Raw genomic sequence first — 11,459 nt, forward strand, 5'->3', positions numbered from 1 at the left:
GCCGCTCGCGTTGCGGGAGTCACGGGCCGTGGTTAGCGTTTCACAGTGGCGAACGAAGAGAAGGAAAAGCTCCTGCCGCGGTTGCGGCGGAAGTACCCGTGGCTCGACCACCTGATCCGCGCCAACGACGCCTTCACCGAGCGGTACGGCAACCACTACGCCGCCGCGATCACCTACTTCAGCGTGCTGTCGGTGTTTCCGCTGTTCATGGTGGGCTTCGCCGTGTTCGGGCTGGTCGTCAACCACGACCAGGCGATCATCCACAACATCACCCAGAGCATCAACGACTCCGTGCCCGAGGGCCTGCGCGGTCTCGTCATGAGCATCGTGAACGGCGCGGTCGACTCCGGGGGCGGGATCGGGATCTTCGGTCTCCTCCTCGCCCTCTACTCCGGCATCGGCTGGATGTCGAACCTGCGGGACGCGCTCACCGCGCAGTGGGGCCAGGAAAAGCAGTCACAGCCGATCGTCAAGCAGACGCTCAAGGACCTCGTCGCGCTGATCGGGCTCGGCGTCGCCTTGGCCGTCTCGTTCGCGCTGACCGCCGTCGGCGGGTTCGTGGGGCACAGTCTGCTCAAGCTCGTCGGGCTGGAAGGGGCCGGCTGGGCGAACTTCCTGCTCCGCGTCGCGACGATCGTCCTCGGCCTGCTCGCCAACACCCTCGTCTTCCTCTGGGTGATCGCGCGGCTGCCGCGTGAGCGGGTCGCGCTGCGCAGTGCCGTGAAGGGCGCCGTGGTCGCGTCCGTCGGGTTCGTCGTCCTGCAGCAGGTCGCCACCGTCTACCTGGCGAGCGTCACGAAGTCGCCCGCGGCCGCGATCTTCGGGCCGGTCATCGGGTTGCTCGTGTTCGCGAACCTCGTCTCGCGCTTCCTCCTGCTCATCACGGCCTGGACCGCGACGGCGAAGGAGAACGAGCGCCGGGTCGTCGTGCCCCCGCCGCCGGTGCGGCTCGAGCAGAGCGTCACGGTCCAGCGCGGACCGGGCCTGGGTGCCGTCGCGGGGGCGTTCAGCGCCGGTGCGCTGCTCGCGTGGCTCGGGGGCCGCCGCAAGCCTTGACAGCGAGCACGGCGGTAAAGAAACTGAACCGGTAAGAAATCTGAACCGGAGGTTTCATGCTGGACGCCGCCCGCGAGTGCGCCGCGCTCGCCCGGACGCTCGCACCCGTCACCGAACGGCAGCGCGCCCTGCCCGCCGAACTGGTCGCGAAGCTGACCGACGCCCAGCTCCTGCGCAGCGGCGTCCCGGGCTACCTCGGCGGCCCCGAAGCGCCGCCGGCGCTCAGCCTCGAAACAGCCGAGACGGTCGCGCGCGGCGACGCGTCGGCGGGCTGGTGCGTCTCGATCGCCGTGACGAGCAGCCTGCTCTCGGCCTACGCGCCGCGTAAGTGCGCCGAGGAGGTCTTCGGGGACCCGGACACGGTCGCGGCGGGCGTCTGGGCACCGCGCGGCACCGGCGAGAAGGTCGACGGCGGCTACACCATCTCCGGCCGCTGGGCGTTCTGCAGCGGTATCTCGCACTGTGACTGGCTTTTCGCCGGGTTCGTGCACGAGGGCGCGCTGTCCGTGGCGGCGCTGCCGAAGGCCGACATCGAGGTGCTCGACACCTGGCACACCACCGGCCTGCGCGGCACCGGCAGCCACGACTGCGTCGCCGACGACCTGTTCGTCCCCGAGCACCGCGTCTTCTCGGTGCTGGGCGGGCCGCCGGAAGAAGCCGTTGCGCTGCACCGGTTCCCGCTCTTCGGCTACTTCGCGCTGTCGGTCGCGGCGGCCGCGCTCGGCAACGCGCGCGGCGCGATCGACGACCTCGTCGAGCTCGCCTCGACGCGCAGGCCGCTCGGCTCCAGCCGGTCGCTCGCCGAACGGTCGCAGACACAAGCCGCGGTCGCCGAGGCCGAAGCCGCGCTGCGCGCCGCGCGGTTGCTGTATTACACGAGCATCGACGACGCCTGGCAGGCCGCGCAGGGCACCGAACCCGTGCCGGACCAGCTGAAACTCGGTCTGCGCCTGGCCGCCACGCACGTCACGCGCACGGCCGCGAAGGTAGCCGAAAGCATGTACGACCTCGGCGGCGGCGCCGCGATCTATGAGACTTCGCCGCTGCAGCGCCGGTTCCGCGACGCCCACACGGCGACCGCGCACTTCCAGGTCAACCCGGCCAGCTTCGAGCTGTCCGGCAAGCTCCTGCTGGGCGTGCCCGCCCGCACCGAACAGCTCTGAGGAGTCCCGTGCCCGTCAACGCCCAGTACCGCCTCGCCGCCCGCCCGGCCGCCGGGCTGCCGAAGGACACCGACTGGCAGTACACCGAGGAAGCCGTCCCGTCGCCCGGCGAAGGGGAGTTCCTGGTCGAGGTCCAGTACCTCTCGCTCGACCCCGCGATGCGCACCTGGATGAACGCCGGCCGCTCGTACGTGCCGCCGGTCGGGATCGGCGAGGTGATGCGCGCGGCCGGCATCGGGGAGGTCGTCGAGTCGCGCCACCCCGGGTTCACGGCCGGGCAGCACGTCTTCGGCACCTTCGGCGTCCAGAACTTCGCGGTCTCCGACGGCAAGGACGTCCAGGTCGTCGACACCTCGCGCGCCCCGGCGCCGACGTTCCTCGGCACGCTCGGGATCAGCGGGATCACCGCCTACTTCGGGCTCTTCGACGTCGGACGGCCCGAGCCGGGCCAGACGGTCGTGGTGTCCGCCGCGGCCGGGTCGGTCGGGATCGTCGCCGGGCAGCTCGCGAAGATCCACGGCTGCCGCGTCGTCGGCATCGCCGGCGGGCCGGAGAAGTGCCGGATGCTCGTCGAGGAGTACGGCTTCGACGCCGCCGTCGACCACCGCGCCGGGAACGTCCGCGCCGACCTCAAGGAGCACGCGCCCGACGGCATCGACGTCTTCTTCGACAACGTCGGCGGCGAGGTCCTCGAGGCGGCGCTGGCGCGGCTCGCGCGCGGCGCCCGCGTGGTGCTCAGCGGCGCGGTTTCCCAGTACAACAGCACCGAAGGGCCGCGCGGACCGGCGAACTACATGCAACTGCTGGTGCGGCGCGCGTCGATGACCGGGTTCGTCGTCTTCGACTACGCCGACCGGTACGCCGAAGCGGTCGACGCACTCGCCGGCTGGTTGCGCGAAGGCAAGCTGAAGTCGCGCGAGGACGTCGTCGCGGGCGGGATCGCGAAGTTCCCGGAGACGCTGCTCAAGCTGTTCCGCGGCGAGAACACCGGCAAGCTGGTACTCGCGCTGTGACCGACCTGCGGCACCGGTTCACCGCGGACTCGGTCGGGCGCGCGCTCGACCTGGTCGGCGAGCGGTGGAGCCTGCTCATCCTGCGCGAGTCGTTCTTCGGCGTGCGGCGCTACGGGGAATTCGCGCGCCACCTGTCGATCCCGCGCCCGACGCTGTCGGCCCGGCTGAAGACCCTCGTCGACGCGGGCGTGCTCGAGCGCGTCGACCCCGTGCCCGAGTACGTGCTGACGAAGGCGGGGCGCGACCTGTTCGGCGCGGTCGTCACCCTCATGCAGTGGGGCGACAAGCACCTCGCCGGGCCGGAAGGGCCGCCGATCCTGCTGCGGCACAAGGACTGCGGCGAGATCGCCGACACGTATGTCGCGTGTGGACACTGCGGGGGCGCGATCGCCACCGACAAGGTGACCCCCGAGCCGGGCCCGGGGTTCCGCTAGCCGGCGGCCTTCTTGCGCTGGTGCCCGACGACGAACCCGCCGACGATGATCAGGAACACCACCAGCGTGATGATCCAGCCGGTCGTGCCGAACGGGTCCTCCTTGGCGGCGGATGCGGTCGAGGACGTCCCGCTGCCGCCGGTGCCGTCGGCGAGCGACGTCGGGTTGTTGCCCTGCGGCGTCGCCTGGGCGTTCTGGTAGTCGATCTTGCCGACCGGCTCGGCGTGGTCGGCCTCCAGCGCGAAGCCGTAGTCGAGCAGCTTGGCGGCCTGGTCGACCACCCGCGTCGGCTTCTGCTCGGCGCGCAGCATGACGACCGCGAGCCGCTTGCCCTTCTGCTGCGCCGCGCCGACGTAGGTGTGGCGGGCGTCGTCGGTGAAGCCGGTCTTGCCGCCGAGGAAGCCGGGGTAGACGCCGAGCAGCTTGTTGTCGTTGAAGATCGGGATGGCGGGCTTGCCGCCGGTCGCCGGGATTTCGAAGTTCTTCGTCGAGACGGTCTTCGCGAACTCCGGCTGCTTCATCGCGTAGTGGAAGATCAGGCTCAGGTCGTAGGCCGAGGTCGACATGCCCGGCCCGTCGAGCCCCGACGGCGTCGCGGTGCGCGTGTCGAGCGCGCCGATGCGGGCCGCGAGCGCGTTCATCTTCGCCACCGCCGCGTCGACCCCGCCGAGCTGCGTGGCGAAGGCGTGCGCGACGTCGTTGCCCGAGTGCATCAGCAGGCCGTGCAACAGCTGGTCGACGGTGTACTGCCCGCCGGCGACGAGCCCGACGCAGGTGCACTCCTGCTCGGCGTCCTCCTTCGTCGCGACGACGACCTGCTGCGGGTTCAGCTGGGTGACGACGACGAGCGCGAGCAGCGTCTTGATCAGCGACGCCGGCCGCTCGCGGGCGTGCGGGTCCTTCGCCGCGATGATCGCGCCGGTGTCGAGGTCCTGCACCACCCACGAGGCCGCGGTGTTGCCGTCCGGCGGGTTGAGCGCGCCCTGCGGGGTGATCAGGCCGCACTCGGCCATCCGCGGACCGCCGACCGGGTCGGCGGGCACGGCGAGCGGCGCCGGGGCCTGGCGGCCCGGGGCCGGCTTCTCCGACGTGTCGACCGGCGCCGGCGGGGCCTGCCGGTTCGCGCACTGGCCCTGCTGCGGCGCCGCGGCCGCGAAGGCCGGCGTGCTCAGGGCCAGGAGGGCGGCGGCGAGCGTCGTCGTGAGGACCTTGAGCGACCGGGAAACAGCGGAGTGCACCCACGCAATCTAGCGCCGCGGCCCGGGCCGCATACTCAGGGGCATGCGCATTTCGCGAGGCACGTCGCTGTTCCTGCTGGCCTTCGGCGTGTGGTCCTGGATCATCTGGATCACGTTCGCCAAGAACCTGTGGGACAGCGACCGGTCCTGGACGCCCGACGGCTCGCCGACGGCGTACTTCGTGGTGCACGCGGTGCTGACCGTGGTGTCGTTCGTGCTGGGCACGATCATCGGCGTGCTGGGGTGGCGCGGGGTGCGTGCGCGGGCCGCTTCCTGACTTTGGTCGGTGGCGCGGTCCCCGGGGCCGGTTTAGGTTGACGCCACTGACTCTGGAGGTGGAATGTCCCGTTTACGCCGAATGGCGGCCTCGTTGGCACTGGTCGTCGGGGGCGGCCTGTTCGCCGCGGCACCGGCGGCCGAGGCCGCGCCGGTCGCCTGCGACACGACGAGCACGCCGTACACCTACGTGGTGACCTACCAGCCGGGCACGCGCGCGTCGGCGGTCGACAACGAGCTGGCGGCCAAGTGCGGCACGAAGGTGGCGTACTACGGCGAGATCGGCGTCGCGATCGCCAGCTCGCGCAACGCGGACTTCCAGCAGAAGATCGGCGTCTACCGGGCTTATTCGGGCGGCAAGGACGTGGCTTCCGCCGCTTCGGCCCGGTCCTCGCTGGGGGCGGTCCGGACGCTGGAGGACACGCGGTCCGTCACCGCGGCGGGTGACCTTTCGGCGCAGCAGTGGGACATGAAGGCGATCCACGCGCCCGAGGCGAACAAGGTCTACCAGGGCAGCTCGTCGGTGACGGTGGGCGTGCTGGACTCGGGCATCGACGCCACGCACCCGGCTCTCCGTGCCGCTGTCTCGCCTTCTTCGTCTGCGGGCTGCGTCACGGGCGCCCCTGACCTGACGCCGGCCTCGTGGGCCCCGACGACGTCCGACCACGGAACGCACGTGGCGGGCACGATCGCGGGCAAGGACCCGGCAGCGGGCTTCACGGGCATCGCGCCGGGGGTCCGCCTGGCCTCGGTGAAGGTGGTCAACGACGACGGCTACATCTTCCCGGAGTCGGCGGTGTGCGGCTTCGTGTGGGCGGCCAAGCACGGCTTCCAGGTGACGAACAACAGCTACTACATCGACCCGGGCATGTTCTTCTGCTCGCACGAGCCGGGCGACGCGGCGGCTTACGAGGCGGTGCGTCGGGCGGTCGAGTTCTCGACGCGCCACGGCGTTCTGAACGTCTCGGCGGCCGGCAACTCGGGCTTCGACACCCGGACGCAGACCACGGACCCGAACCGCCCGCACCCGGTGGATTCGTCGTGCGGCATCCTGCCGAAGGCGATCGACGGCGTGGTGACGGTCTCATCGGTGGGCTACGCGGGCACGAAGTCGTCGTTCAGCAACTACGGCGAGATCGACGTGACGGCCCCCGGTGGGGACTTCTCCCAGCAGCCTCCTGACGGCGCCGGTCCGGCCTGCCCCCTCTCGACGACGGTGTTCGGCGGGCCCTATGGCTCGAAGTGCGGAACGTCGATGGCTTCGCCGCACGCTGCCGGCGTCGCGGCACTGCTGGCATCGAAGTTCCGCGGCCTGCCGCCGCAGCTGCTTTCCCGGCTCCTGACAGGCGAGGCCGACCCGGTGAAGTGCGCATCGGCGGAGACGGAGTGCACAGGCCCGGCGAAGAACAACTCGTACTACGGCCACGGCTTGGTGAACGCATTGGACGCGGTGCGCTGACCGTGAGATGAAGGGCTCCTCGTCCGATGTGGACGAGGAGCCTTTCACTTGTTCGGACCACTGAACGCTTTCTTCGCCTGACCGAGTGTAATTTCGCAGCGGAAGAGAGCTGTTTTCCCTCGCCCGGTGTAACCTGACCGGACCAACTGGCCCGAACAAAGAGCCACCGGGAACGGCGGCTCGGGAATGGATTTCCATGTCAGGCGGCTCCGAGACGGGTGGCAACTGATCGTTTCGATCGGTGCTCCGCAGCCCGGACCGCCTTGGTGGCTCCGGGCTTTCTCGTGTCAGGACTGCGAATAGTCGGCGACGAACCCCATCCGCTGGTTCATCTCGGGTTCGCGCGCGGAGAACTCGACGATCACGTCTTGGCCGCGCCGGAGCCGCTGCAGGTTCTGGGCACCCTGGTTTCGCACCTTGAAGGCGTTGGGGTACCGGATGTTCCGGAAGATCACCCGGTGTTCGAACTGCCCGATTTCCTTGGCGAAGAGCACGTCGAAGCTCTCCGGACTCGTGCCGTTCATCAGGTCCGCCGAGAATCCCGGCCAGTCCCACTCGACCGTGACGAGGTCGCCGGCCTGGACCACGGAACCCAGGTGGATGTAGATGTCCAGCCGGGGCTTTCCTTCCCGCGAGAACGTCCACACGGAGGTGGCGTTCGCCCGTGTGCGCTCTTCGGTGTCGTCCTCCCCGGCATGGAACGCCTTGCACTGCACCTTCCGCCTGGCCCGGTTCGTCAGGCGGGTGCTCCCGTAGTAGACGAGGTTGACCGAGACGTACCGGAGAGTGCCGTTGGAAGCGGCGTCGAGGACCAGTTCGCGCCGGCATCGGGCGTCGCCGTTCTCGTCGACGACCACTTCTTGCCGCCATTCCCGCACCGCGAGCGGTGAACTGGAGTGCATTTGGTCGGCGTAGGTGTGCAAGAGCTGTTCAATGTGCTTGAGCTGGCTGCGCAGTCGTTGCGTCCCAGCGAAGGAAATGGCGCTGACCAGCACGAACAGGCCGGCCGCCAAGGTCGCGAAGGTGATCCGGAGCCAAGTCAGCCCGAGGATCTGGCCGAGCAGGCCGACGGTTCCGAGGGAGGCCAGTGCTCCGGCCAGCGCGCGGAAGTAGCCGTGCCGGAAAACGTACTCTTCGAGATCTGCGACCAGGGGCACCAACCGGCGCGCGACGAGTCTCCGGATGTCCGAAGCAGCACCCATTGCGCTCGCATTCCGTAGTCGGCCCGTAGAGAGACCGTTCCCACCAGCAACTCTTCACGTTAGCCCAACTACGCACCGTTTCACAGGAGTGCAACAACGAAGGGCCCTCCGACATAGTCGCCGGAGGGCCCTTCGATGTTGCGGAAGGTGTCAGACGCGCTTGAAGAGCAGCGCGCGCTTCACTTCCTGGATCGCCTTCGTCACCTGGATCCCGCGCGGGCAGGCGTCGGTGCAGTTGAACGTCGTGCGGCAGCGCCAAACGCCTTCGCCGTCGTTCAGGATGTCCAGGCGCTCCTCCGAGCCCTCGTCACGCGAGTCGAAGATGAACCGGTGCGCGTTGACGATCGCCGCGGGGCCGAAGTACGAGCCGTCGTTCCAGTACACCGGGCACGACGACGTGCAGCAGGCGCACAGGATGCACTTCGTCGTGTCGTCGAAGCGGTCGCGGTCGGCCTGGGACTGGATGCGCTCGCGCGTCGGCTCGTTCCCGTACGTGATCAGGTACGGCTTGATCGCGCGGTACGCCTCGAAGAACGGGTCCATGTCGACGTACAGGTCCTTCAACGTCGTCAGGCCCTTGATCGGGGCGATCGTGATCGTGGTCTTCTTGCCGTCCTTCTCGAGCAGGTCCTTCATCAGGACCTTGCAGGCGAGCCGGTTGATGCCGTTGATCTGCATCGCGTCGGAGCCGCACACGCCGTGCGCGCACGACCGGCGGAACGAGAACGTCCCGTCGATGTAGTCCTTCACGTAGAACAGCAGGTTCAGCAGCCGGTCGGTGCGCTGCGCCGGGACGTCGTAGGACTCCCAGTGCGGCTCCGTGTCGACCTCCGGGTTGAACCGGAGGATCTTCAGCGTGACCGTGATCGGGGTGTGCTCGTCCGAGGCAGAAGACGAAGGAGCTTCGGCAACGCTAGTCATCAGTACTTCCGCTCCATCGGCTCGTAGCGGGTGAAGGTGACCGGCTTGTAGTCCAGCCGGATGTCGGACGACAGACCCGAGCCCTCCTTGTAGGCCATGGTGTGCCGCATGAAGTTCGTGTCGTCGCGGGTCGGGTAGTCCTCGCGGGCGTGGCCGCCGCGGGACTCCTTGCGGGCCAGCGCGCCCACGACCAGGACCTCGGCCAGCTCCAGCAGGAAGCCCAGCTCGACGGCCTCGAGCAGGTCGGTGTTGTACCGCTTGCCCTTGTCCGCCACCGTGATCCGCTGGTACCGCTCCTTCAGTGCCTGGACGTCGGTCAGCGCCTGCTTCAGCGTGTCCTCGGTCCGGTACACCGACGCGTGCGAGTCCATCGTCTGCTGCATTTCCTTGCGGATGTCGGCGACGCGCTCGTCACCGTGCTCCGACAGCAGGCCCGCCAGCTGCTCTTCCACCAGCTGGGTCGGGTTCTCCGGCAGCTCGACGTGCTCGTGCGCCAGCGCGTACTCCGCGGCCGCGATGCCGGCGCGGCGGCCGAACACGTTGATGTCCAGCAGCGAGTTCGTGCCCAGGCGGTTCGAGCCGTGCACGGACACGCACGCGACCTCGCCCGCCGCGTACAGGCCGGGGATGACGTTCTCGTTGTCCCGCAACGCTTCGCCGTGCACGTTGGTCGGGATCCCGCCCATCACGTAGTGGCAGGTCGGGAACACCGGCACCGGCTCCTTGACCGGGTCGACGCCCAGGTAGGTGCGCGAGAACTCGGTGATGTCCGGCAGCTTGGTCTCGAGGACCTCGACCGGCAGGTGCGTGACGTCGAGGACGACGTAGTCCTTGTTCGGGCCGCACCCGCGGCCCTGCAGCACTTCCTGCACCATCGAGCGCGCCACGATGTCGCGCGGCGCGAGGTCCTTGATGGTGGGGGCGTAGCGCTCCATGAACCGCTCGCCGGAGGCGTTGCGCAGGATCCCGCCTTCGCCGCGGACGGCTTCGGAAATGAGGATGCCCAGGCCCGCGAGGCCGGTCGGGTGGAACTGGAAGAACTCCATGTCCTCCAGCGGCAGGCCCTTGCGGAAGATGATGCCGAGGCCGTCACCGGTGAGGGTGTGCGCGTTCGACGTCGTCTTGAAGATCTTGCCCGCGCCGCCGGTGGCGAACACGATCGACTTCGCCTGGAAGACGTGCAGCTCGCCGGTGGCCAGCTCGTAGGCGACGACGCCGGAGGCGATCGGGTTGCCGTTCTCGTCTTCCGAGGTGATCAGGTCGAGCACGTAGAACTCGTTGAAGAACTCCGTGCCGTACTTGACGCAGTTCTGGTACAGCGTCTGGAGGATCATGTGCCCGGTGCGGTCCGCGGCGTAGCAGGCGCGGCGCACCGCGGCCTTGCCGTGGTCACGCGTGTGCCCGCCGAAGCGGCGCTGGTCGATCTTGCCCTCGGGCGTCCGGTTGAACGGCAGGCCCATCTTCTCCAGGTCGAGGACCGCGTCGATGGCTTCCTTGGCCATGATCTCCGCGGCGTCCTGGTCGACGAGGTAGTCGCCGCCCTTGACCGTGTCGAAGGTGTGCCACTCCCAGTTGTCCTCTTCGACGTTCGCCAGCGCGGCGCACATGCCGCCCTGGGCCGCGCCGGTGTGGGACCGGGTCGGGTAGAGCTTGGTGAGGACCGCGGTGCGGGCGCGCTGGCCGGACTCGATGGCCGCGCGCATGCCGGCGCCGCCGGCGCCGACGATCACCACGTCGTACTTGTGGAACTGCATGGTGGGAGCTCTCCGGGCTTCAGTTCGCGGGCATGTTCGGGTCGAAGGTGAAGATCACCATCGTGCCGACGGCCAGGATCAGCGCCATGGACACGTAGAGCACGATCTTCAGCCAGAACCGCGTGCTGTCCTTGCGCGCGTAGTCGTCGATGATGGTCCGCAGGCCGTTGCCGCCGTGGATCTCGGCGAGCCAGAGCATGGCCAGGTCCCAGAACTGCCAGAACGGCGAGGCCCAGCGGCCGGCGACGAAGCCCCAGTTGATCCGGTGGACGCCGCCGTCGAGGATGTTCATGATCAGCAGGTGGCCGAGCACCAGGATGATCAGCGCCAGGCCCGAGATCCGCATGAACAGCCAGCTGTAGAGCTCGAAGTTGCTGCGGCGCGCGGCGGGACGCTTCGGCGTGCGGGGGTTCGCGAGGGCGAGGTCGGCCATGTCAGTTACCCCCGAAGAGCGTTTCGACGGTGCGCTTCAGCATGAAGAACGCACCGGGGACCATCACGACGACCCAGACCACGCCGATGACCCACAGCATCGCCTTCTGCAGCTTCGGGCCCTTCGACCAGAAGTCGACCAGCATGACGCGGATGCCGTTGAGAGCGTGGAACAGCACCGCGCCGACGAGGCCGACCTCCAGGAGGTTCACGATCGGCGTCTTGTAGGTCTCGATGACCTGGTCGTAGGTGTTCGGCGACACGCGCACGAGCGCGGTGTCGAGCACGTGCACGAACAGGAAGAAGAATGTGAGCACGCCGGTGATGCGGTGCAGCACCCAGGACCACATGCCGGGGTCACCCCGGTAGAAGGTCCCCTGCCGGCGTGAGGCACCCGCCCGATCGCTCGCGCCTGCCTCGGGGGCAGTGCTCGCCGTGGTGGACATCGGTGAACGGCCTCCAACGTCTGACTATGTGCCCGGTGGCCGTGAGGTCCGCAGTCGCCGTGAAG

General features: G+C 68.9%; 12 protein-coding genes. 6 read left to right on the plus strand and 6 right to left on the minus strand.

The window, feature by feature from the left end; genetic code table 11:
• Positions 1-45: 45 nt before the first annotated feature.
• Genes yhjD through ACYVLJ_RS28070 form a run of 4 tightly spaced genes read left to right on the plus strand, consistent with a single transcriptional unit; the run spans position 46 to position 3,666 of the window.
• Positions 46-1,056, plus strand: coding sequence for an inner membrane protein YhjD (gene yhjD, locus ACYVLJ_RS28055; protein ID WP_451977799.1), 1,011 nt, complete (start codon positions 46-48; stop codon positions 1,054-1,056).
• A gap of 56 nt (positions 1,057-1,112) precedes the next feature.
• The gene (locus tag ACYVLJ_RS28060; RefSeq protein ID WP_460440928.1) at positions 1,113-2,219 is read left to right on the plus strand and encodes an acyl-CoA dehydrogenase family protein; all 1,107 of its coding nucleotides are present in this window, start codon (positions 1,113-1,115) and stop codon (positions 2,217-2,219) included.
• 8 nt (positions 2,220-2,227) lie between these two features.
• Positions 2,228-3,232, plus strand: a complete 1,005-nt coding sequence (locus ACYVLJ_RS28065; RefSeq protein WP_460440929.1) for an NADP-dependent oxidoreductase — start codon at positions 2,228-2,230, stop codon at positions 3,230-3,232.
• On the plus strand, positions 3,229-3,666 hold the full coding sequence (locus tag ACYVLJ_RS28070; protein ID WP_451977791.1) for a winged helix-turn-helix transcriptional regulator: 438 nt from the start codon (positions 3,229-3,231) through the stop codon (positions 3,664-3,666). Before ACYVLJ_RS28065 ends, ACYVLJ_RS28070 begins: the two co-directional genes overlap by 4 nt.
• Here the strand turns inward: ACYVLJ_RS28070 and ACYVLJ_RS28075 are convergent.
• Positions 3,663-4,904 (minus strand): D-alanyl-D-alanine carboxypeptidase family protein, encoded by a 1,242-nt coding sequence (locus ACYVLJ_RS28075; protein WP_460440930.1) that lies wholly within the window; start codon positions 4,902-4,904, stop codon positions 3,663-3,665. The genes ACYVLJ_RS28070 and ACYVLJ_RS28075 overlap by 4 nt on opposite strands.
• A gap of 43 nt (positions 4,905-4,947) precedes the next feature.
• Here ACYVLJ_RS28075 and ACYVLJ_RS28080 point away from each other — a divergent pair, with 43 nt between their 5' ends.
• Positions 4,948-5,181: an SCO4848 family membrane protein gene (locus ACYVLJ_RS28080; protein WP_451977785.1), complete on the plus strand. Its 234-nt coding sequence runs from the start codon at positions 4,948-4,950 to the stop codon at positions 5,179-5,181.
• Positions 5,182-5,244: 63 nt separating this feature from the next.
• The gene (locus tag ACYVLJ_RS28085; protein ID WP_460440931.1) at positions 5,245-6,639 is read left to right on the plus strand and encodes a S8 family peptidase; all 1,395 of its coding nucleotides are present in this window, start codon (positions 5,245-5,247) and stop codon (positions 6,637-6,639) included.
• 287 nt (positions 6,640-6,926) lie between these two features.
• Here ACYVLJ_RS28085 and ACYVLJ_RS28090 read toward each other — a convergent pair whose 3' ends face one another.
• The 5 genes from ACYVLJ_RS28090 to sdhC form a co-directional block, all read right to left on the minus strand.
• Positions 6,927-7,841, minus strand: a complete 915-nt coding sequence (locus tag ACYVLJ_RS28090; protein WP_460440932.1) for a hypothetical protein — start codon at positions 7,839-7,841, stop codon at positions 6,927-6,929.
• Positions 7,842-7,991: 150 nt separating this feature from the next.
• On the minus strand, positions 7,992-8,762 hold the full coding sequence (locus ACYVLJ_RS28095) for a succinate dehydrogenase iron-sulfur subunit (RefSeq protein ID WP_451977776.1): 771 nt from the start codon (positions 8,760-8,762) through the stop codon (positions 7,992-7,994).
• Positions 8,762-10,516 carry a succinate dehydrogenase flavoprotein subunit gene (sdhA, locus tag ACYVLJ_RS28100; protein WP_460440933.1) on the minus strand — a complete coding sequence of 585 codons (1,755 nt, stop codon included), beginning with the start codon at positions 10,514-10,516 and terminating at the stop codon, positions 8,762-8,764. Before sdhA ends, ACYVLJ_RS28095 begins: the two co-directional genes overlap by 1 nt.
• Before the next feature lie 19 nt (positions 10,517-10,535).
• A complete protein-coding gene (locus tag ACYVLJ_RS28105) occupies positions 10,536-10,949 on the minus strand; it encodes a succinate dehydrogenase hydrophobic membrane anchor subunit (protein WP_451977770.1) in 414 nt (137 codons plus the stop codon).
• A gap of 1 nt (position 10,950) precedes the next feature.
• Positions 10,951-11,394 carry a succinate dehydrogenase, cytochrome b556 subunit gene (gene sdhC / locus ACYVLJ_RS28110; protein ID WP_285456018.1) on the minus strand — a complete coding sequence of 148 codons (444 nt, stop codon included), beginning with the start codon at positions 11,392-11,394 and terminating at the stop codon, positions 10,951-10,953.
• Positions 11,395-11,459 lie beyond the last annotated feature (65 nt).

The sequence above is a fragment of the Amycolatopsis stemonae genome, from assembly GCF_054781455.1.